The sequence below is a fragment of the Caballeronia novacaledonica genome, assembly GCF_900258035.1.
Classification (GTDB): domain Bacteria; phylum Pseudomonadota; class Gammaproteobacteria; order Burkholderiales; family Burkholderiaceae; genus Caballeronia; species Caballeronia novacaledonica.
Map to the genome: position 1 here is coordinate 46,504 of NZ_OGTP01000028.1, position 21,854 is coordinate 68,357.

General features: G+C 63.7%; 20 protein-coding genes and 1 pseudogene. 13 read left to right on the forward strand and 8 right to left on the reverse strand.

The genetic code is table 11. The features are described from left to right. Positions 1-132: 132 nt before the first annotated feature. From NOV72_RS27625 to NOV72_RS27645, 5 genes are all read left to right on the forward strand, one after another. The gene (locus NOV72_RS27625) at positions 133-1,173 is read left to right on the forward strand and encodes a DUF1254 domain-containing protein (RefSeq protein ID WP_216858897.1); all 1,041 of its coding nucleotides are present in this window, start codon (positions 133-135) and stop codon (positions 1,171-1,173) included. 241 nt (positions 1,174-1,414) lie between these two features. Next, entirely contained in the window at positions 1,415-2,317 is a 903-nt protein-coding gene (locus tag NOV72_RS27630) for a DUF3034 family protein (protein WP_106857709.1), read from the forward strand. A gap of 2 nt (positions 2,318-2,319) precedes the next feature. Then, positions 2,320-2,751 carry a group I truncated hemoglobin gene (locus NOV72_RS27635; protein ID WP_106857710.1) on the forward strand — a complete coding sequence of 144 codons (432 nt, stop codon included), beginning with the start codon at positions 2,320-2,322 and terminating at the stop codon, positions 2,749-2,751. Between the two features lie 26 nt (positions 2,752-2,777). Next, entirely contained in the window at positions 2,778-3,380 is a 603-nt protein-coding gene (locus tag NOV72_RS27640) for a methylamine utilization protein (RefSeq protein WP_106857711.1), read from the forward strand. A 33-nt stretch (positions 3,381-3,413) separates the two neighbouring features. After that, positions 3,414-5,792, forward strand: a complete 2,379-nt coding sequence (locus NOV72_RS27645; protein WP_106857712.1) for a putative bifunctional diguanylate cyclase/phosphodiesterase — start codon at positions 3,414-3,416, stop codon at positions 5,790-5,792. Between the two features lie 97 nt (positions 5,793-5,889). Here NOV72_RS27645 and NOV72_RS27650 read toward each other — a convergent pair whose 3' ends face one another. After that, positions 5,890-6,675, reverse strand: a complete 786-nt coding sequence (locus NOV72_RS27650) for an IclR family transcriptional regulator (protein WP_106857733.1) — start codon at positions 6,673-6,675, stop codon at positions 5,890-5,892. 187 nt (positions 6,676-6,862) lie between these two features. Here NOV72_RS27650 and NOV72_RS27655 point away from each other — a divergent pair, with 187 nt between their 5' ends. Further along, positions 6,863-8,146, forward strand: a complete 1,284-nt coding sequence (locus tag NOV72_RS27655) for an MFS transporter (protein WP_106857713.1) — start codon at positions 6,863-6,865, stop codon at positions 8,144-8,146. A gap of 4 nt (positions 8,147-8,150) precedes the next feature. Next, complete coding sequence (locus NOV72_RS27660) at positions 8,151-8,597, forward strand: type II 3-dehydroquinate dehydratase (RefSeq protein WP_106857714.1); 447 nt, start codon at positions 8,151-8,153, stop codon at positions 8,595-8,597. Between the two features lie 33 nt (positions 8,598-8,630). On the opposite strand, the gene NOV72_RS27665 is transcribed toward NOV72_RS27660, so the two are convergent. Further along, a complete protein-coding gene (locus NOV72_RS27665; RefSeq protein WP_106857715.1) occupies positions 8,631-9,173 on the reverse strand; it encodes a carbonic anhydrase in 543 nt (180 codons plus the stop codon). A 302-nt stretch (positions 9,174-9,475) separates the two neighbouring features. Here NOV72_RS27665 and NOV72_RS27670 point away from each other — a divergent pair, with 302 nt between their 5' ends. From NOV72_RS27670 to NOV72_RS27685, 4 genes are all read left to right on the forward strand, one after another. Then, positions 9,476-10,432, forward strand: coding sequence for a GlxA family transcriptional regulator (locus NOV72_RS27670; protein WP_106857716.1), 957 nt, complete (start codon positions 9,476-9,478; stop codon positions 10,430-10,432). Between the two features lie 89 nt (positions 10,433-10,521). Beyond that, a complete protein-coding gene (locus NOV72_RS27675; protein ID WP_106857717.1) occupies positions 10,522-10,938 on the forward strand; it encodes a CopG family transcriptional regulator in 417 nt (138 codons plus the stop codon). 31 nt (positions 10,939-10,969) lie between these two features. Then, entirely contained in the window at positions 10,970-12,049 is a 1,080-nt protein-coding gene (locus NOV72_RS27680; protein ID WP_106857718.1) for an extracellular catalytic domain type 1 short-chain-length polyhydroxyalkanoate depolymerase, read from the forward strand. Between the two features lie 372 nt (positions 12,050-12,421). Next, positions 12,422-13,549, forward strand: a complete 1,128-nt coding sequence (locus NOV72_RS27685; protein WP_106857719.1) for an aminotransferase class V-fold PLP-dependent enzyme — start codon at positions 12,422-12,424, stop codon at positions 13,547-13,549. Here NOV72_RS27685 and NOV72_RS27690 read toward each other — a convergent pair. After that, positions 13,543-14,205 carry a dihydrofolate reductase family protein gene (locus NOV72_RS27690; protein WP_106857734.1) on the reverse strand — a complete coding sequence of 221 codons (663 nt, stop codon included), beginning with the start codon at positions 14,203-14,205 and terminating at the stop codon, positions 13,543-13,545. The two genes, NOV72_RS27685 and NOV72_RS27690, sit on opposite strands and share 7 nt — an antisense overlap. Positions 14,206-14,303: 98 nt before the next feature. Between NOV72_RS27690 and NOV72_RS27695 the strand changes: the two genes are divergently transcribed. Both NOV72_RS27695 and NOV72_RS32885 read left to right on the forward strand, forming a co-directional pair. Further along, positions 14,304-14,774, forward strand: a complete 471-nt coding sequence (locus NOV72_RS27695) for a VOC family protein (RefSeq protein WP_106857720.1) — start codon at positions 14,304-14,306, stop codon at positions 14,772-14,774. 92 nt (positions 14,775-14,866) lie between these two features. Next, a pseudogene (locus NOV72_RS32885) lies at positions 14,867-15,019 on the forward strand (AraC family transcriptional regulator); the annotation flags it as partial. Positions 15,020-15,075: 56 nt separating this feature from the next. Here the strand turns inward: NOV72_RS32885 and NOV72_RS27705 are convergent. The 5 genes from NOV72_RS27705 to NOV72_RS27725 all read right to left on the reverse strand — a co-directional run bounded on the left by NOV72_RS27705 (position 15,076) and on the right by NOV72_RS27725 (position 21,820). After that, positions 15,076-15,327 carry an H-NS histone family protein gene (locus tag NOV72_RS27705; protein ID WP_425428790.1) on the reverse strand — a complete coding sequence of 84 codons (252 nt, stop codon included), beginning with the start codon at positions 15,325-15,327 and terminating at the stop codon, positions 15,076-15,078. A gap of 319 nt (positions 15,328-15,646) precedes the next feature. Next, on the reverse strand, positions 15,647-18,106 hold the full coding sequence (locus NOV72_RS27710; RefSeq protein ID WP_106857722.1) for a penicillin acylase family protein: 2,460 nt from the start codon (positions 18,104-18,106) through the stop codon (positions 15,647-15,649). 16 nt (positions 18,107-18,122) lie between these two features. After that, positions 18,123-18,923 (reverse strand): ATP-binding cassette domain-containing protein, encoded by an 801-nt coding sequence (locus NOV72_RS27715; RefSeq protein WP_106857723.1) that lies wholly within the window; start codon positions 18,921-18,923, stop codon positions 18,123-18,125. Positions 18,924-18,930: 7 nt separating this feature from the next. Continuing rightward, positions 18,931-20,949 (reverse strand): Fe(3+)-hydroxamate ABC transporter permease FhuB, encoded by a 2,019-nt coding sequence (gene fhuB, locus NOV72_RS27720; RefSeq protein ID WP_245933182.1) that lies wholly within the window; start codon positions 20,947-20,949, stop codon positions 18,931-18,933. Beyond that, positions 20,942-21,820: an ABC transporter substrate-binding protein gene (locus NOV72_RS27725; protein ID WP_146150053.1), complete on the reverse strand. Its 879-nt coding sequence runs from the start codon at positions 21,818-21,820 to the stop codon at positions 20,942-20,944. Before NOV72_RS27725 ends, fhuB begins: the two co-directional genes overlap by 8 nt. Positions 21,821-21,854: the final 34 nt, after the last annotated feature.

Consider the following 21,854-nt stretch of genomic DNA (forward strand, 5'->3'; position numbering starts at 1 on the left):
GAGCGGGCCGGGAGGCGAGGCCGCGCCAGCGACAACACCATAACAATGCTATTTTCGTTCGTGGATTCTCGCTGGGCTGTCGGATCCTGTTTGATCCGCGGGCAGCGTGGTTCGCAACCAGGAGTGCCGCCGATGATTGCCCGACGTTTCGTGCCGGTGATGCTGTTTATGCTCGTCATGGCGTTTCATGTCGGATCGAGTCCGGCCGCCACCGGGACCGTCGTGACACGGTCGACTTATATTCGCGCAGAGACGGACCGTACCTTCTACAACGTCTCGCAGCTCGCGGGCGGCGTGAACCGCTTCTATCACTACCGGAGTATCACGCCGCTGGACAAGCAGTCGGTGGTCCGGATGAACAAGGACACGCTTTATTCCGGCGCGGTCGTGGATACGTCGAAAGGCGCCACGCTGACGGTCCCCGATATGCCGCCCGGCCGCTATTTTTCGGTGCTGATGATCGACAACGATCACTACAGTCCGGGCGTCATCTACACGCCGGGCGTCCATAAGCTGCCGCGAGACACGAAGTATCTGTTCCTCGCGGTGCGAATCCAGTTGCTGCACCCCGATGATCCTGCCGACATTGCGCTGGTCAACGCCCTGCAGGACGGCTTCGTCATCAACGCACAGCGCGCGGACCCGTTTCCCAAGCCCAAATGGGATACGAAATCGTTGAACGCACTCACCGAGCGCTACAACCGCGAGTTCGCGAAATTCAAACAGTATCCCGACGGCTCGATGGCGCCGCGCGGCAAAGCTGACGAGCGCATCCGCCATCTCGCCGCGGCCGGCGCCTGGGGACTGTTTCCGACGCGCGACGCCGTGTACATCAACTACAACGGCGGACAATCAGCCGATCAATGTTATTGCGCCACGTATTCGATTCCCGAGAACAAGGCGTTCTGGTCCATTACCGTGTACGGCGCAGACGGATACATGAAGAGCGCGAACAGCATACTCAACGGAATCAATGCCAGGCCCAACCCGGACGGTACCGTCACCGCGCATTTCGGTTCCGAGGCCCAATGTGGAAACGTGGCCAATCGGCTGGACACCACCGAGGGCTGGAATTTCCTGATGCGTATCTATCGCCCGGGCGAGTCCGTGGTCGATCGGAGTTATCGGCTTCCGGATGCCGTCGCGTGCAAACCGCAGCAGGCGTTGCAATGATGCGCGGGTCGTTCATGAACGGAATCGACGCGCGAGCAAACGTTTGCGACTTTATGTTTCGAATCGACGCATCTCAGGCCGCAACGCCCTTCGCGTAGCGAACGACCGTCAAGTAAGTTCCGAATCTGCCGTATACAAACGCAGGGGCGCGTGCTGCGGGCATGCCGCCGTCCCGGCGCGGGAATCGCCGCGCCAGGAAACACGTGACCACGGAAACCGCTACCTGAGACTGTTCACTGCAATGCGTTTGAATCGCCTGACCGCGAGCCTCGCCGGCATCGTTTCGGCTGTGCTCGTCTCATTTCCCTCCGGCGCATCCGCCGATGAACCGCCCGCCGTGCCTCCGACGGGCGGCAAGCTGCTGCTCACCGGCGGCGTATCGGAAGTTGAAGGCGCGGCCGGCGGCGGCCTCACCCCGTGGGCTGTGATCGGTGGCTACGGCACCGCGCAGCAAATGGGCGCGGATGTCCACGGCACCTACATCCACACGCAGGACTACGCACTCGGCACGTATGGCGTGACGGTGGGCGTCGCGAATCGCGTCGAATTGTCCCTCGCGCGACAGACCTTCGACACGCGCGATGTCGGCGCGCAGCTCGGACTGGGCGAGAACTTCAAGTTCAATCAGGACATCTTCGGCGTGAAAGTGCGCGTGCTCGGGGACGCGGTGCTCGATCAGGACACCTGGATTCCGCAGCTCGCCGTGGGCATCCAGTTCAAGCACAACGAACAGGGAGACATCGTGAAAGCGGTCGGCGCGGCCAGCAACTCCGGCACCGACTTCTATATTTCCGCGACCAAGCTGCTGCTCGCGCAAAGTCTCTTGCTGAACGGCACGCTGCGTTTCACCAAGGCAAACCAGTTCGGCCTTCTCGGTTTCGGCGGCGACAGGTCTAACGCGTACAAGCCGGAGTTCGAATCGTCGGTGGCGTATCTGGTATCGAAGAGCGTCGCGATCGGCGCCGAATATCGCATGAAGCCGAACAACCTGTCCTTCGCGCGCGAACAGGCCGCCTACGACGCGTTCGTCGCCTGGGCGCCGAACAAGCATGTCTCGCTGACGCTCGCGTACGTCTCGCTCGGCGACATCGCGACCGTCAAGAATCAGCGGGGCATTTACGCCTCGCTGCAGGCAGGATTCTGATCATGAAGAAGATTTGCTATGCCGCGCTCGCGGTCCTCATGCTTGCGTCGTGCGCGGACTTCAAGGCCCATGCCGACGAAACGCTGTACCAGCAGTTCGGCGAGAAGGAAGGTCTGACGAAGATCGTCAACGACATGTACGACAACGTGCTTTCCGACCCGCGTACTGCGCCGTATTTCGAGGACGCGCCGGTCAAGCGTATCAAGGTGCTTCTGGTCGAGCAGTTCTGCGTCGCGCTCGACGGCCCGTGCACCTACACCGGACGCTCGATGAAACGCGCGCACGAAGGCCACGCCATCGACCGGGCTGCGTTCAACGCGCTCGTCGAGGATCTGCAACTGGCGATGGACAAGAACGGCGTGCCGTTCCGCGCGCAGAACCAGCTCCTTGCGAAGCTCGCGCCTTTGTACCGCGACATTCAGGATCGTCCGTAAGAACCCATTCGAAGAACCCAATAGTCATGCGCATTCTTTATCCTTTCCTCGTGGCCTTTGCATTGACGGCAACGTTCGCGCATGCGGCCAACGTCAGCGTGCAGGTCGTCGATCAGGCCGGCGCGCCGGTGCAGGACGCCATCGTCTATGCCGTGCCGGTGGGCGGCAAGCTCCCCGCGGCGAAACCCGTCCCCGCGATGATCGATCAGATCAAGCGCCGCTTCGTGCCGATGGTTTCCGTCGTGCAGACGGGCGCGTCGGTGACGTTCCCGAACAAGGACAACATCGAGCACGACGTCTATTCGTTTTCGCCAGCCAAGCGCTTCGAGTTGAACCTTTACCACGGCATTCCCGCGAACCCGGTGATTTTCGACAAGCCGGGTCTGGTCGTGATGGGTTGCAATATTCACGACACGATGGTCGCGTACCTGCTGATCGTGGATACGCCCTACTTCGCCAAGACCGATGCCAACGGCGCGGCGACGATCGCGGCTTTGCCTGCCGATTCGTACAAGGTCGTCGCGTGGCATTTTCGCTTGACGGACCCGAACGCGCAGCCCACGCAAAAGATCGCCGCGCACGCCGACAGCGCCGCGAAGTTCACGCTTCAACTGAAGGCTCCCGAATAGGAACTCAACGAGGAACTCACAGAACCCATCGCCATGTTCCTTCATAGCCTGCGTGCGCGCATCGCGCTCGTTTTCATTGTCCTGCTGCTTGTCGCGCAGGCTGCCGCCTATCTGGTCATCAACTCGGTGATTGTGAAGAACGCATATCGCGGGGCCGAGGAGCAACTCACCGTCGCCGAACGTGTGTTCGGGCAAGTGCTGCGCAGCAACAGCGAACAACTGACGCAGGCGGCAAGCGTCGCGGCGGCGGACTTCGGTTTCCGTCAGGCGGTCGCCACGCATGACAGCAAGACGGTCGCGTCTGCGCTCAAGAATCACGGCGACCGCATTCACGCGGACATCGTCATGCTCGTCGATCTCGACGGCAAGCTGATCGCGGACAGCCACGACGCCGGCCATGACGGCACCGAGTTTCCATTTCCTAACCTCATCAGGACTGTCGCGCGCAAGGGCGACGCATCGTCGTTCGGGATGATCGGCGGACATGCGTATCAGCTCGTCGCGGTGCCGGTGAAGGCGCCCATCACGATCGCGTGGGTCGTGATGGGCTTCGTCATCGACGATGCGCTCGCACGCGAGATGAGCATGCTCACGTCGCTTGATGTGTCCTTCGTCACGTTCGATCGCGACGGCAAATGGGGCGTGCTCGCAAGCTCGCTTCCCGATGCACAGCGCGCCTCGCTGAACGATCAGGGGCAACTCGCCGATGCAGGCTTCGTTACGCGTGTTGTGCGACTGCATTCGGAAGGGCGCACGGTCGCGGTCCTGCTCGAGCGATCGCTGAATGAAGCGCTCGAACCGTATCGCCGGCTGCAGTCGGCGCTCCTGCTCATCACGATTCTTGGCGTGATCGTGTCCGCGATCGGCAGCGTGTTTACGGCGCGTTCGGTCACGCGGCCCATTGCGGCGCTCGCGCAGTTTTCGAAACGCATCGGCCAGGGCGACTATGTCGAGCCGATTGAAATTCGTCAGCATGACGAAATAGGTCAGCTCGCGCAGGCCTTCAATCAGATGCAGGAAGGCATCCAGGAGCGCGAGCAGCGCATCACCGAACTCGCGTATATGGATCGCCTGACGGGTCTGCCGAACCGTGCGCTCTTCAGCGATCGTCTGCAACATGCCATCGCATCGGCGATGCGCGGCGGCACGCCGCTTGCCGTGATGATGATGGATCTCGACCGCTTCAAATACGTGAACGACACGCTCGGGCACCCGATCGGCGACATGTTGCTGCGCGAGGTCGCCCAGCGTTTGCGTTCGGTGCTGCAGCGGCAGACCGATACGGTCGCGCGTCTCGGCGGCGACGAATTCGCCGTGCTGCTTCCTACCGACAATCTCGAAGGGGCGCGTCTCATTGCCACGCGCATGCTGCGCGCGCTCGAGCAGCCGATCACGATCGAAGGCCAGCTCGTCGACGTGGGCGCGAGCATCGGCATCGTCACGTTCCCCGACAACGGCACCGATATGAATGTGCTGTTGCGCCGCGCGGACATCGCGATGTACGTGGCGAAGCGATCGAATCTCGGTTTCGCGCTCTACGACGAAAAGCACGACCAGAACAGCGCCGAGCGTCTCTCGTTGATGAGCGAGTTGCGCCAGGCCGTCGAGCACGATCAGCTCACGCTCTACTATCAGCCGAAGGTCGATCTCGAAACGCATCGCGTGAAATATGTCGAGGCGCTGGTGCGCTGGGATCATCCGACGCGCGGTTTCGTAGCGCCGGACCAGTTCATTCCGTTCGCGGAACAGACGGGTTACATCAAGGCGATTTCGCGCTGGGTCGCGGACAAGGCCATCGCGCAGTGCGCCGAATGGCATGCGCACGGCATCGATCTGGCCGTGTCCGTGAACGTGTCGGCGCGCGAGCTCATTCAGTCGACGTTGCCGGAAACGTTCCAGACGCTGCTCGACAAGCACGGCGTGTCGCCGGAGTACATCTGGATCGAGATCACCGAAAGCGCGATCATGGACGACCCGAATCACGCGATAGAAACACTCGATCGTCTGCATGCGTTGGGAATTCGCCTGTCGATCGATGATTTCGGCACGGGATATTCGTCACTGTCGTATTTGAAGCGCATGCCGGTGGATGAACTCAAGATCGACAAGTCCTTCGTGTTGGGTATGGTGAATCATAAGGATGACGAAACTATCGTTCGCTCGACGATCGACCTCGGCCATAACATGGGACTGAAAGTGGTGGCCGAAGGCGTCGAAGACGAGGAATTGATGCTGCGGCTCAAGGCATTGCGCTGTGATCTGGCGCAAGGCTATCACCTGAGCCGGCCGTTGCCGCCTGCAAAGCTCGAGTTGTGGCTGAAGGGATGGGAAGTGCAGCGGACCTCGACGCCGGATCGGCGTCTGATTCCCGACGACTCCGAAGGCGTGCTTTCATCCCAAGGTTCCAGTTGAATTCGGCGAATCAAAACGCGAGCCGCTCGCACCACTGAGTTGGGCGCGGGTGGCCGGCTGCCGAAGATCGCCGTTCGAGCTTCGTGCTCGCCCCTGCTCATCCTTTGCCGAGCGGTGGCCGGGTGGGAAATCCAGCCATGTTGCTCAACTGCGCCAGTTCATTGGCTGCCTCGCGCAGCAGCGCCGAATGCTCGTGAATCTTCTCGACCGTCAGCCGCACGCGCGGACCCGCCAGGCTGATCACGCCGACGCAACGCGAGCCGCTGACCACGGGCGTCGCGACCGCCGACATGCGCGGCGCGAAGACCTCGTCGATCATCGCGTAGCCGCGCACACGCGCGGCGTGCAGGAAACCCAGAAGTGCTTTCAGCGTCGTCGGCGCGTTGGGGCCGAATTCGTTCGGCTGGCCGAAGCCCTGCTTCAGGACGAGCGCCGCCGCTTGTTCGTCGGACATCGTCATGAGCCATGCGTGTCCGGTCGACGTGCAGGACAGCCGTGCTGCCTGCCCCATGTCGGGATCGTAACGAAAGCCGGTGCGCTGCCCGTCCGCCTTCCCCACCCAGATGATCGCTTCACCGTCCACCAGCGACAGCCGCGCCAGCTCCCCGGTGCGCGCCGCGACGCGTTCGATGATCGGCTGAGCGATATCCGCGATACCGGTCAGGCTCAGAAACTCCAGACCGTTCGACGTCATGCGCATGGTCAGGATGTAGCGGCTGTGATCGGTCAGTTGCCTCACATAACCGCTTTCGACGAGTTCGCCGAGCACGCGATGGCACGAACTGCGCGGCATGCCGAGCGCCTCCGCGATCTCAACCAGCCCCGCGCCTTCGCCCTGCGACGCGAGGAAATCGAGCACTCTCAGGCCGTTCTTGAGCGACATCGCGTGTTGATTTTCGTGATATGAAACGCAGTTCCGGTGCGGAACGCGGCGCTTTTGCAGCGCAAACAATAGCACCTGTTCGCCGCCAGAAGCGAACGTTGCAACATACCGGAAACCAGGAGACATCATGTCAGTCATCGCTGACCCAAACATTGCCGCGGGCGAACGATCCGCACAGGCTCACCTGATGGCGCGTCGCGCGGTGGCGGGCGCTACCGTCGGCACGGCGCTGGAATGGTTCGACTTCGCGCTGTACGGCGTGGTCGCAGCCACGATCTTTCCGAAGCTGTTTTTCCCGTCGCTCGATCCGACCGCCTCGCTGCTCGCGTCGCTGGCGAGCTTCTGGGCGGGGCTGGCCGCGCGTCCGCTCGGCGCGGTGATCTGCGGCATGCTCGGCGATCGCTGGGGACGCCGCAACCTGATGCTCGTCACGGTTTCGGTGATGGGCGCGTCGTCGTTCCTGATGGGGCTGCTGCCCACTTACCAGCAGGTCGGCATACTCGCGCCGACGTTGCTGGTCTCGCTGCGCATCGTTCAGGGTTTCGCGCTCGGCGGGGAATCGACGGGCGCGCAACTGATGGCGGTCGAACACGCGTCCGCGACGAAGCGCGGGCTGTATTCGGGGCTGCTCGGCATTTGCTCGCCGCTCAGCCAGATCCTCGCCAATTTCGCGCTCTTTGCGCTGTCCGGCCTGCTTTCGGCCGACGACTTCGAATCGTTCGGATGGAGAATCCCGTTCCTCGCGAGTTTCGTGCTCGTGCTGCTGGGCATCTATATCCGCATGAAGGTGAGCGAGACGCCGGCCTTCGAGGCGCTCAAGAAGAAAGGCGAAGGTGCGCGCGCCGCGAATCCGCTCGGCGTCGTTTTCAAGTTTCACTGGCGCACCGCGCTGCGCCTGACGCTGTTCTTCTGCGGCCCGGCTGCGCTGTTCTACCTGATCGTGGTGTTCTCGCTCAGCTATCTGACGAAGAACCTCGGCGTGCCCAAACAGACCGGCTTCATGCTGCTGATGGTCGCCAATGTCTGCGCCATCGCGGGCGCGCTGGCAGGCGGCTATCTGAGCGACCGGATCGGGCGTAAAGGCGCGTTGATGATCGGCTCGTTCTGCACGCTGGTCTGCTGCCTGATCTACTTTCCGATCCTCAACCAGCACTCGACCGCCATGACGATGGCCGTGATGGGCGCCTTCCTCGGCTTCACGCAATTCCAGAGCGGCATCCAGCCGGTGTGGTTCGCCGAATCCTTCCCGACCGAAGCGCGCTACACGGGGTCCGCACTGTCGTACTCGGGCGCCAACCTGCTCACCGGCGGGCCGATGCCGATCGTCGCCGTGGCGCTGCTCAATGCCTTTCATGGCTCACCGTGGGCGATCGTCGCCGTGTGCGGCTCGCTGAACCTGCTCTCCTTCCTCATGATCGCGACGTCGCGGGAAACCAAAGATACGGCCCTCGAACGTAGCGCTACACATTGAAACCATGACTCGCAAACTGTATATCCTCAATGGCTCCAACCTGAACATGCTGGGCGCACGGGAGCCGCACATCTACGGTCATACGACGCTGAAGGACATCGAACAGAACTGTCTCGCGCTGGCCGAAGAGCTCAAGTTCGATTGCGTGTTTCGTCAGACCAACAGCGAAAGCCAGCTGATCGACTGGATTCAGGAAGCGTTTTTGCAGGACGCGGCGCTGATTATCAACCCGGCCGGCTTTTCGTTCGGGCGGATCCCGGTGCTCGACGCGGTCAAGCTGATCGGCCGGCCGGTGGTGGAAGTGCATATCACGAACATTCACCGGCGCTCCGAGGAATACCGTCACTCGACAATCTCGGTGGCGGCGACCGCGGTGATCTGCGGGGCTGGCGCGAACGGCTACTTGCTGGCAATCCGCGCGGCTGACGATCTTTGGGGCGATCAAAGATGAACCTGCCGCTCGCGCGCAACTTAGCGTCGCCGTTCAGGCTGCGGGCGCGCGCAGCGGCGCGGCAGGAACGACCGTCTTGACTCGACCGGTTTTGACGTCGTAGACCAGCCCGGACACGATCAGGCTGTCCGGCAGTTCCGTGTTCGCCTTGAGCGCCGCAATGTCGAGCGCGACCGCTTCGTACGGCTCCGTCACGGCGAGTTCGTCGAGCGCATCCGTTTCGACGTCGAGATGCTTGGCCAACAAGGCCGGCGCATGCTTGTAGCAACCGATGATGCCGCAGTCCGTGTGCTGGAGCAGAACCAGTTTGCGAGCGCCCTCCGGACGTCCCGCCGCTTTCGCGACGACGGCCAGCACGGCCAGCGTTTCGAGCAACGACTTGTTGACCCGGCCGCCGACGTTGCGAATCACCGCCGCTTCGCCTTGCTTCAGGCCGAGCACGTGCGCCGGGTCCACGCGCGGATCGACGCAGCCGACAATCACCGTTCCTGTCGACGGCATCATCTTGAGTTCCGACGAGAAAGCCGTTTCTGCGAACCCGGCGTTGCGCTCGAGCATGACATCGTTGAAGTCCATTCTGCTCACTCCCAGGTGGTTGGGCGAAGTCGCCCGGTTGATCTTCAGGCAGAGCGTTCCAGGTCCGCAGGCGGACGGGCGGCTGCGGACCGGGTGTTTTTCGACTTGTCGTCGCTCCACAGCGGTGGAAGAAGTGCCTGTACCATAACGCTGCGAGCCACTGGCATGTATGTCGTTGTTGCCACCATTCGTGCCATCCGCCGCTTGCGCGCGGATACTCTTTATTCAGCTCATTAGCTGGCAACACGACCGGGATCGCGCCTGTTCGGGCCGCGTCCGGAACAGGGAAAGCAGGAGCGGATATGCACCGGATCGGCTTCATCGTGCCGCAGCGATTCCAGTTGATGAGCCTGGCCGCGCTCACCGCGTTCGAACTTGCGAACATGACTCCGGAAGGCCCGTGCTACGACATTCGTCTGCTGTCCGTACACGGCGGTCCCGTCGAATCCTCTAGCGGAATGACGCTGCAAACCACGGCATTCGGAGAGACGGCTTTCGACACGGTCATCGTGGGCTCGGTCACCGAGATGAAGATTCCGCCCTTCGACCCGGCCCTGATTGCATTGGTGAAAAAGACCGCGAAGGCGTCGAGGCGCGTTGCCTCCATCTGCAGCGGCGCGTTCGTTCTTGCCGAAGCGGGCCTGCTGAACGGCCGGCGCGCGACGATGCATTGGGCGCATGCGTCCGAATTCAGAGCACGTTTCCCCGACGTGATGACGGAAGAGGACAGGATCTTCATCAACGACGGTCCGATCTGGACCTCCGCGGGCATGACGGCCGGTATCGACCTTGCGTTGGCGCTGCTCGATAACGATCTCGGTCCCGATGTCGCGAAGCGGGTCGCGAAACTCCTCGTCATGAATCAGCGACGGCTGGGCGGGCAACTGCAACACTCGGCCCTGCTCGAGATGACACCGAAGTCAGACCGGATCGAATCGGTGCTCGCGTACATACGGCGCAATCTGCGCAATCCGCTCACCATCGACGAACTCGCGGATGTCGCCAACCTCAGCCCCCGGCAATTCAGCCGGGCGTTTCTGGCCGAAACGGGTCAATCGCCGGCGAAAGCCGTCGAGCACCTTCGGCTGGAAGCGGCGCGATTCATGATCGAGCAGGGCCGGCATACGATCAACGTCGTGGCGCAGGAGACGGGCTTCGCGGGCAGGGAGCGCATGCGTCGCGCGTTCGTTCGAACCTATGGCGTGTCCGCCGATGTCCTGCGCAGGAACGCCAGACGCGACATCCCTGCCGAAGCCTGAAGCTCGCAACGGGATTCTTTCGTTGACGCCCTCTTGAAATCAGCCTATAACCATCCATATGGATGGTATCAGGAAGGTAAGAGGATTATATGGCGAAAGAACCTGTCGATCGCTCGCGGGGCAGCGAGACGGAAAAAATCACGATCAATCTGGGCCCGGTCGATCTGGGTCAGATCGATCTGCTCGTGGAAGAAGGCTTTTACTCGAACCGGACGGACCTCATCCGGACGGCGATCCGCAATCAGTTGTCGATACATGCGCCGGTGGTCAAGGACACCGTGACGCGACGCGAACTGGTGCTCGGGCTCCAGTACTTTTCGAAGCAGGACCTCGAAGCCACGCGCGCGGCCAATCAGCGGCTCAAGATTCAGGTGCTCGGTCTGGCCAGCATCGCCGGCGACGTATCGCCCGAACTCGCGCTGGCAACCATCGACTCCATTCTGGTTCGCGGCGCGCTGCATGCGTCGCCGGCAGTCAAGGCTGCGCTGGCGGATCGTATCCGGTAACGACCTCACCCAATATTCAGCAACGGAAAACATGAAACTCAACGAAGGCTTTCTCGACTCGATGAAAGAGGCGTTCGCGCTCTTTCGCAAGAACGATCCCGCCGCGGCGGCGGAGATCGTGAAGCGCGCCATGCGTGGCGAGCAGACGAATGTGGCACGCACGCGCCACGACGACGGCATCGAAAAAACGCGCACGCGTTTCGCCGATGTCCTTCACGCGCGACGCCCCTCGCACCCGAAGCAAACCGACGCCGACGTGCAGGATCGCGGGCACTTCAGCACCCGGCGATACACGAACGCCGCAGGTCAACGCGGCTACAAGCTCTACGTGCCGAGCGGCTATCGCGACGAGCCGCTGCCGCTCATCGTCATGTTGCACGGTTGTACGCAGGACGCCGACGATTTCGCAGCGGGCACGCAGATGAACGCGCTCGCCGAAACCCACGGCTTCCTGGTCGCGTATCCGATTCAGCCGCAGGGCGCGAATACGTCCAAGTGCTGGAACTGGTTCAAGCCGTCGGATCAGCAACGCGATCAGGGCGAGCCGTCGCTGATCGCGGGCATCACGCGGGAGATCATGGCGCTCAACAACGTGGATCCGAGGCGCGTGTATGTGGCGGGGCTGTCGGCCGGCGGCGCGATGGCGGCCATCATGGCGCAGCGCTACCCCGATCTGTACGCGGCGGCGGGCGTCCATTCGGGCCTTCCCGTCGGATGCGCGCACGATCTGCCGTCCGCGCTCGCGGCCATGCGCGGCGGCAAGCCGAAGGCGAAAGCCGTGGACACGTCGAAGCCACAATGCCCATTGATCGTCTTTCACGGCGATGCCGACACGACGGTACATCACGTCAACGCAACCGGACTGTTACGCGGATTCACGCTGAACAACGCTGCATCAGGACATTCCTCTTCCATCGATACCGGCGCACGCAAGCATACGGTCCGTCGCATGACGTCGCCCGAAGGCATACCCGCGGAATCGTGGACCATTCACGGCGCGCCGCATGCGTGGTCGGGCGGTTCGTCGAACGGCAGTTACACGGACCCCGCCGGACCCGATGCCAGCGCGGAGATGGTGCGTTTTTTTCTTGCGCATCCTCGTGGTCGGTGAGTGTGGTTTCGCTATTGCTGTTCCTGTGCCGTAAGTGAAAGCGGCTACTTGACGGCGGTTCAGTCGTGATTCGTGTGTCGCGCTCTGGCGGCACACATGGGTGCACTGGCACCGACTGCCTTGCGCATCGGAGCGACCGAAGAGCACGCGACCGCTCCTTGCCGACGCGTTCATATACACGCGTCGCGCACGTTGTTCGACAGTGACGATCAGCAACGCCTCCCTGAAACTGCCTGCCACGCTCGCCCGCCAAGCCGGCAGCACTCGAACGTCGGCCCGCGACACAGCGGAAAGCACGCTTAACCTCCACCGCACGCGCTTTCGTTAGAATCTCCTTCTGAACGTTAAATTCGGCTATCACAGGAGGCGAACGTGCCAGGCTTACTTCCCGATGTCGACCGCGAGGGACTCCTCGAATACTCGGTCGTGTACACCGACAGATCGATCAATCACATGTCGCAGCTCTTCCAGGGCGTCATGCGCGACATCTCCGATCTCCTGAAAAAAGTCTACAACGCGAAGTCGGCCGTGGTCGTCCCGGGCAGCGGGACATTCGGCATGGAAGCCGTTGCCCGGCAGTTCGCGACGAACAAGAAGTGTCTGGTCATCCGCAATGGCTGGTTCAGCTTCCGCTGGTCGCAGATTCTCGACATGGGCGGCATTCCCGCCGAATCGATCGTTTTAAAAGCGCGTCCGGTCGGGCAAGGCAGACAGGCCGCCTATGCGCCGCCTCCAATCGAAGAAGTGGTCGCCGCCATCGAGGAAAGCAAGCCGGATCTGGTCTTTGCACCGCATGTCGAAACCGCATCCGGAATGATGCTGCCCGATACCTATCTGCGCGCGGTGTCCGACGCGGTTCATGCCGTCGGCGGAATGTTCGTGCTGGATTGCATCGCCTCCGGAACGGTCTGGGTCGACATGCAAGCCAGCGGCATCGATGTCCTGATCAGCGCGCCGCAAAAAGGATGGAGTGCTTCACCCTGCTGCGGACTGGTCATGCTCAGCCCGCTCGCCCGCGAAAGAATCGATTCGACGACCAGCACCAGTTTCGCCTGCGATCTCCGCAAGTGGCTGCAAATCATGGAAGCGTACGAGAACAACGGGTTCGCGTATCACGCCACGATGCCCACGGACGGTCTCGCGATCTTGCGTGACGTCATGAAGGAGACCGAAGCATATGGTTTCGACGTAGTGAGAAAAGAACAGCTTGAACTCGGCAAGCGCGTTCGCTCACTGCTCGCGGACAAAGGCTTCAAGAGCGTGGCGGCCGAAGGCTTCGAGGCGCCGGGCGTCGTGGTCTGCTACACGGACGATGACGGAATACGATCCGGCAAGAAGTTCGCCGACGCCGGCTTGCAGATCGCACCCGGCGTCCCGCTTCAATGCGACGAGCCGGAAGACTTCAAGACCTTTCGCATCGGACTGTTCGGTCTGGACAAGCTGCGCGATGTCGAAGGGACCGTGGCCAGGCTTGCCAAGGCGCTGGACAGTATTCAGTAGCCGTGCATGGGGCGCGCCTTCGCGAGGACGATGTGCGTCGCCCGGTCCGTCGGAACATGCTCGACCGTCCGGTATCCCAGCGCGGGCAGATCCAGGCCGCCAAAGAGCGATTCCCCTTGGCCGAGCGCGACTGGAGCCAATGCGAGGTGAATTTCATCCACGTGGCCAGCCTGGATGTATTGCTTCACCGTCGCGGCTCCGCCGCCGATCTTGATGTCCCTTGCGCCTGCCGCTTCGCGTGCCCTTTGCAGCGCAACTTCGATGCCTTCGGAAACGAAATGAAATGTCGTTCCGCTCAGCATCTCGATCGGCGGACGCGGGTAATGTGTCAGCACGAAAGTCGGCGCATGATACGGCGGATCGTCGCCCCACCATCCTTTCCATTGGTCGTCTGGCCATTCCCCGCGAACGGGTCCGAACATGTTGCGACCGAGGATGAAGGCACCGAAACCTTCCATCGCGCGCCGGGCGAAGCTGTCATCGTGGCCGGTCTCGCCGCCCTCTTGTCCCTGCATTTCGCGAAAAGTCCGCGTCGGGAAGAACCACTGAAAAAGCGCTTCGCCTCGCAGACCCAGCGGATGTTCCAGGCTCTGATCGGTTCCCGCAGCGAAGCCATCGAGCGAAACGCTGAAGCCGGCTACTTTTACCTTGGTCATTGACGTCTCCGTGCGCATCGTTATGGTGGAGGGGATTCGCATCGTCGAATGTGCAATTCTGGACCATTGTTGAATACTTCGCTAAGGAGAAAATCGACATGAAGGAACTCATTCGCAGCAAAGGTTTGTCGAGCTCGATTTCATACCGGGATCCGAAGTCCGCGTTCCGCTTTCTAGAAACGGCGTTCGGTTTGAAGCCGCTTTTCGTCATCCTCGATGCCGACGACGAGTTCGTCCACGCCGAAATGACCTTCGGCGATTCTGTCGTCATGATCGGCCGGGAATGGAGCGACGATCATCGCAGCCCGCGTTCCATCGACGGCAAGAACTCGCAATCGGTGCATGTGCAGCTTGCGGAAGGTGAAGATATCGACGCACATTGCGAGCACGCGCGCGCGGCGGGCGCGTCGATCTTGATGGAACCGGCCACGCAGTTCTATGGCGAGCGGACGTATCGCGCGAAAGATCCGGAAGGGCATATCTGGATCGTCGGCGTCATCGTGCAAAGAATGACGCCCGGGCAATGGGACGCGGTGAGCGGCCTTGTTACACGCGAACGGCTCGATTAGGCGGCTAACATACTCGTCGATAGTCAAAACGATCGAGGTGTTGGCGCATCCTCGTGAGCACGCGCTTTCAGCGCTCGGGACGAGGCTGCAACGTTTCCTTCATCGCTGCGCGTTCGGGCTTTACGAATGTCGCCGATTTCAACCGGCAGTTCAAGGCTGCGAAGCAAACGACGCCAACCGAGTACCGGCGTCGGTTCCTGACCGACCGGCCCCCATCGCTTCAGCAGAAACAGAAAGCCGGCGGCGCCATAAAGTCGAAGCCGGTGCTTCCTAGCCGGTGTATCACGTCGCCTTCAGAAGCCTATTGCCGCTCGGAAAACAGTGCCGGTTGCACGTCGGGCCGTGCGGCGGGATGTCTGTCGATCAGGAACTCGTTGCGGTCCTTGCCGGCGATCCATCCGGGGGTGCGTCCTCGTCCGCTCCAGGTCAAACCGCTCACCGGATCGCGATACTTCGCTGAAGGTTCGTCTGGCTGAGCGCCCGGCTTGCGGCCCATCAGTTCGTTCAGGGAGATGCCGTATTCGCGCATCTTCGCCACCATTTCGATCAGCACCTGACGCGTTTCGCGCTCTTTGACTTCGGCGAGTTGTTTGTCTATCGCTTCCTGCTGTGCGCGAAGCCGAGCGATTTCGAAGCTTTGATATGCCATACGTTCGGAAAGTTATTGTGGGAATTCGCTTTTTTAGCGAAATCGGGAGATGGTATTTGAATTGCGATCAGAAGGAAAGCGGTCTTACACACGCGATGATAGCCGTGATGCGCGGCCGCCTTCGATTTCAGACCAACGCCTTCGACACGAGCGCGGGAATCGCCGGCGACGACTAAAGCCCTTCGCGCGACACGAACGACGGCAAAAACATATGCATTCCGAATCAATTAGAAAGACTGAGTTCGCGCGACATAACGATCGACGACATAACCGAACGCATACCGGTCAGCGTACTCGACATCACCCCCGGCGACGATTCGATCTCACGCTCGCTGAAAGCGAAGCGCGACCACGCTTTCACGGCATAGCGCCGCGTGCCGTCGCGATAATGAGGCGATGCCGGATCGTCGGACTCCGAATGCGCGAGCAGCGTATCGGCATGCGGACCATCGGCGTCGAATCCGACGACCTGCACGTAGCTGTTGCCATGCGCATCGCGATCGAGCTTCAGCCCTTCCCTGTTCAACTCGTGCAACGGGCAAGCCACGGTGAAGTAGCCTTCGGGATCGCAGCCGCCGTACAGCGGAATCTTCGCGTCGCCATCGACGGCGTACAGCACATCGCCGCGTGTGGAATCGAGCGCAAAGCCGTTGCGCTTCAGCGCGAGCGCAGCGTCCGCCAATGCCTTCGCCAGCGCCGCGTTCATGCCTTGCAGTCCGGCGGGCGTCGCGAGCGGCCGCTGCGGATCGAATGGCGTCGAATACAGTTGCGCGTCGGGTATCTCGCTTGCGCGCCGCCAGAACTGGTCCCAGAGATTCGCGCCGCGTGCATCGGTGGCGGCGGTGCCGTTCCAGTCGCGCAGCACGCGGCACGGCTCCGCGAGATCGACGACACTGCGTTGCCCGTCCTTCCGCGCGATCTCGACGGCGCGCGGCTCGCTGCCCGGCCGGCACACCGTATCGAGCAAGGGCCGGCGGAACAATCGCTCCGACATCGACGTGCTGTCGAGCACCGCGCGTTCGAGCGTGGCGCGCGTCACGCCCTCCGGCTGCGCGATCAACCGTGCGGCGAGCGCATGGCCGAGCCGCGTGCGCAGCGACTGCTCCGTGCCGGTTTCGCCGGTCACCCTGTCGAAGCCGGTGAGCGGCGTGCGCGGATCGGTCAGCCAGTAGCTGCCGTTGAAGTTGCCCACGTAATCCACGCTCGCGAGGCTCGGCATGCGTGCTGCGGGAAGCGCATCGTCCTGCATTGCGTTGTGGTCGCCCCGATCCCAGAAGCATGCGGAACGCGATCCGTCGAGGAACGGCACGCCCGGCGCCTTCGCGTCGAAAGCCTTGCCGAGCGGCGTCGTGCACGCGGCGACGAGCGTGTCGGGCGCGTTCGGCACCGCGCCGATATCGGCGAACCACGCGCGCCGGTCGTCACGTCCGATCGCGAACGTGTTGACCCAGGGCATCGCAGCGAAGCGCTTTTGAATCGCGATGAAATCGTCGAGCGATTTCGCCTGATTCCACGCGAGGAAGTTCTCGAAGGCACGCGCGTTGTCCGCGTTCACGTCACGCAGCGCGAAGGCATGCTGCGCGTTCCACGCGAGCGCGGGCGACATCGCCGAAAGATCGACGAGCGGCCCGAAGCGCGAGCGATACAAAGTACGCGTGACCGGCACGAGCGCGCCGCTCGCGCGATCCTTCGTCTGGACCGTGATGCGCACCGGCTGCATGCGTTCTTCCTTGCCGTCGTACACGTAGCGCGTCGGGTCGCCCGGCGAGAGCTTCAGCTCGAACATGCCGAAACGCCGCGCCTGCGACACGGTATGCGTCCACGCGATATCGCGATTGAAGCCGATCACGATCACCGGCACCGCGAGGAACGACACGCCGGCCACGTCGAGCTGGCCCGGAATGGTCAGTTGCGCCTGATAGAAGCGGTCCGGCCCGCTCCAGAACCAGTGCGGATTGCCGAAGAGGAGGCTCTTGCCGTCCGGCGTGCGCGCGCCGCCGAACGCGAGCGCATTGCTGCCGATGCCGACATGCCCGCCGACGTTCATCGACACTTGCTGCGCGGGCTTCGGCGCCGGCGTGCCCGCGCCCGGCGGCGCCGCGTTGGCGATACCTTCGAGAAAGCGCGCCGCGCCGCCCGCGAGGCTGATCGCGATGAGCCGTCGATAAACATCGTCGCTCGTGATGTGGCCGGCCCACGGCGCGCTCGCGCATTGCGCATGCGCGCCGGGAAAGCGGCCGCTGCGCAGCTCGTCGACGTAGCGGTCGTAGCCGTCGGAGAAGCCGTCGATCATCTGACGAAGCTTTGCCGGCTGCGCGGCCTTGTAGCGTGCGACGGCCGCGTCGTCGGCCATCAGGCGGAAGAAGAAATCGGCGTCGAGATTGCGCGGCTGGCCGAACGACGAAGGCGCCGTCGCGCGCGCTTCCGGGCCGAAGTTCGCGGAGCGCTCGCCGCGCCAGGTCACGAACGAATCCGCGAGCGTGCAGAGATCGTCCTGCGCCTGCGAATAGCCGACGCCGTAGCCCAAGCTGCCCCAGTCGTCGGCGCGGATGTGCGGAACGCCGTCGCTCGTGCGGGATACGGTGACCTGATAGGGACCGCTGGAACCGGTGTGCGAGGCGCAGCCTGCAATCAAGGCGGCGGCGATGACGAGCGCGCGGGCAATGTGAAACGATCGATGCATAAAAAGTACCGGACTCTCAGTGCGCGAAGCTGATCGGCGTGCCGCCGCGCGGGTTCGGGACGATGCCCATCGGAATGCCATAGATGGCTTCGAGCGTATCGGCGCGCATCAGATCGGCCGATGGCCCGCTCGTCAGAAGACGTCCGCCCTTGAGCGCGACGAGATCGTCGCAGAAGCGGCCCGCCATGTTGATGTCGTGCAGCACCACGACGACGGAAAGCCCGCGCTTCGCGCTCAGTTCGCGCACGAGCCCCAGCACCTCGATCTGATGCGCGATGTCGAGCGCGGAAATGGGCTCGTCTAGCAGCAGGCAGTCGCTGTCCTGCGCGACCAGCATCGCGAGCCACACGCGCTGACGCTCGCCGCCCGAAAGACTGTCGACGGCGCGATCGGCGAAGCGCACGACATCCGTCAGTTCCATCGCTTCGAGCACCTTGGCGCCGTCGCGCACGCCGAAACGCCCGAGCGCGCCGTGCCACGGATAGCGCCCGAGCGACACGAGTTCGCGCACCGTCATGCCATCGGCGGCGGGCGGCTGCTGCGGCAGATACGCCACTTTGCGCGCGAGCGCGCGGTTCTCCCAGCTCGCGAGCGGCTGTCCGGCGAAGCGGATCGCGCCGCTCGTGGGCGCCTGCTGGCGTGCGAGCAGCTTGAGCAGCGTGCTCTTGCCCGAGCCGTTATGCCCGATGAGACCGCACACGCGCCGCGCGGGCAACGTGAGGCGCAGCGGATGCAGCAGCACGCGCGCGCCGAGCGAGAACGACGCATCGTCGATCTGGTAGATGAGGCCATCGCGGGCCGCGAGATCTGAGGTCATCGATAGTTCAAGGCGCGGTGCGTCCGCGCAGCATCAGCCACATGAAATAAAGCCCGCCGACGAGCGTCGCCTGCAGCCCCACCGGAACCTGATACGGAAAGAGCATGTTGCGCCCGAGCCAGTCGGCGACGACCATCACCAGCGCACCGAGAATCGCGGCGCTCGCGAGTTGCGCCGCCGCGCGCCGGAAGCCGAGCATGCGCGCGAGATGCGGCGCCATCAGACCGACGAAGCTCAAGGGGCCGACGACCATCGTCGCCGCGCCGGTCAGCACGGCTGCGAGCAGCATCAGCGCAATGCGGCTCGCGCCGAGCCCGACGCCCAGGCTGCGCGACACCGTGTCGCCGAGCGGCAGAATGTCGAGCCAGCGCGCGAAGAACAGCGCCGCCGCCATCAACACGACGAGCGCGGCGCACGCGAACATCGCATCGTGCGCGGTGACGCCGAAGGTCGAGCCGGAGAGCCACGCGAGCAGGTTCGTGAGACGCGGATCGTCGGTGGCGAGCAGCACGCTCACGAGTGCGCTGAACGCGGTGCCGAGCGCGACGCCGAGCAGCAGCATGCGCTCCGGCGCGAAGTGATAGCGGCGGCCGGCCGCGAGCATCACGACGAGCGCGCCGAACGCGCCCGCACCGGCCGCGCCGGTCTGGAGCAGACGCCCCGCTTCCGGCGCGACGAACGCGAGCGCGATCACGCCGAGCGACGCCCCCGCCGAGATGCCGAGCACTTCGGGGCTTGCCATCGAGTTGCCGGTCACGCGCTGCAGGATCGCGCCCGCGAGCGCGAGCATCGCGCCCGCCGAAAGCGCGACGGCGACGCGCGGCGCGCGCCACGGCAGCAGCGCATCGAAATTCGCGCCGCGCGCCCAGGTCCAGCCGTGCGTCGAGCCGCCCAGCGACAATCCGAGCACGACGGACGCAGCCAGCAACACGACGCCGAGCGCGATCCAGCGCGGCAGATGCACGCGCCGGAACCCGGTTGCGTCTGCCGAGAGATCGACCGTATCGGGCAGCGCGGGCAGACGCGGCAGCAGCCAGAACACGAAGGGCGCGCCGAGCAGCGACATCACCGCGCCCGTCGGCAGGCCGGTGCGTCCGCCGGGAATCATCTGTACGAGTTCGTCGGTGACCCACAGGAGCGCCGCGCCGAAGAGCGGCGCCCACACGAGGCGCGAGCGGAAACGGCGCGCGCCCGCGAGCCGCACGACGAGCGGCGCGAGCATGCCGAGAAAGCCGATCACGCCGACCGACGCCACCACCGATGCGCTCAGGAACACCGCCAGCGCAAGCGCCGACACGCGCACGAATCGCAGCGACACGCCGAGCGACTGCGCGCCGGCATCGCTGAGCGACATCATCGTGAGCGGCCGCACGAGCGCGGCGGCCAGCACGGCGCCGATGGCGAGATGCGGCAGCAGCGTGCGCGGCGCATCCCAGTTGTTCTGCGCGAGCGAGCCCGCGCTCCACATGAAAAGCGATTGCAGCGTCTCGCGATGAAACAGCGTGAGCACCGCGCCGAGCGAGCCGCAATAGAACGTGACGATCAAGCCCGCGAGAATCAGCGCGACCGGCGCGAGGCGCCGCCGCCACGAAAGCGCGAGCACGAGCAGCACGGAGGCGACCGCGCCGGTGAGCGCGACCCATTGCTGACCGCCGAAGAGCCACTGCGGCGCGAACAGCGTCGCGACCGTGAGCGCGAGCGATGCGCCCGCCGACACGCCGAGCGTCGTCGGTTCGGCGAGCGGATTGCGCAGCACCTGCTGGAAGATCGCGCCCGCCAGCGCGAGCTGCGCGCCGCCGAGCAGGCATACCGCGATGCGCGGCACGACGCTTTCATGCACGACGATCTGCCGCAGATCGCGCATATCGGGATCGACGAACGCGCGCCACCACAGGTTCGCGGGCAACAGATCGGCGAAGTGACGCAGCGCCAGCGCGAACGCGCAGGCCATCAGCACCGCGACGAGCCACGCGGGATGCATGCGCAGGCGGCGCGGCGCGGCGCTCATGGCGACGGTTTCAGCCATTCGCCCGGCTCCCGCGCCGCGTCGCCGCGACGAGACCTTGCGTGAGGCCGTCGGCGCATTGCGTCGCGCACGAAGCCGCGCCGTACGTGAAAAAGCCCGGCAGCGGATGAAAGCGCCCTTGCGATGCGAACGGCAGGCTGCGCCACAGCGGGCTGCGCGACAGGTTCGATAGCGCGATGCGGTCGCGCGCGCCGTGGCTGATGTAGAACATTTGCGCGTGGCCCATCGAGGCGAGATCTTCGACGTTGAGCAGCACCCAGCCGCTGTCGGTGTCGCCGCGCCACGCGTTGGCGATGTTCAGCCGCGTCATCACGTCGTGAATCATGCTGTTCGGGCCGTACACGAAGAAGCGGCGGCCGTCGTCGTACAGATCGACGACGAGCACCGGCGGCGCGTCGAGCGTGGCGACGGTCGCGGCGCGTGCGTCGAGCTGGCGATCGACGTCATCGAGATAGGCGCGCGCCTGCGCCACCCGGTCGAGCCGCGCGGCGAGCCGTCCGGTTTCCTCGACCGCCCGCGCGAACGGCTTGCCGCGCCGCGAATCGTAGATGTCGATGACGAATGTCGGCGCGATGCGCTGGAGTTGCGCTTCGAGATTCGACTGATCCTGATCGATCACGATGAGATCGGGCGCGAGTTGCGCGAGCAGTTCGAGATTCGGCTCGCTGTGCGACCCGAGTTCGATCACGTTCGACGGCATCGGCGGCAGCGCGCCGACTTTGGGATAGCTGTCGAGCTCGGTGAGCGCCATCGGCGGCGCGCCGATCGATGCGAGAATCTGCGCGCCCGCCCAGCTCAGCGACGCGACGCGCGGCGGCACGCTCGCGCGCACGCGCGATGCCACGGGAAGCAGCGCGAGTGCCCCCAGCATGCGACGGCGCTTCGGGTCCAGCGGGTTCTGACGG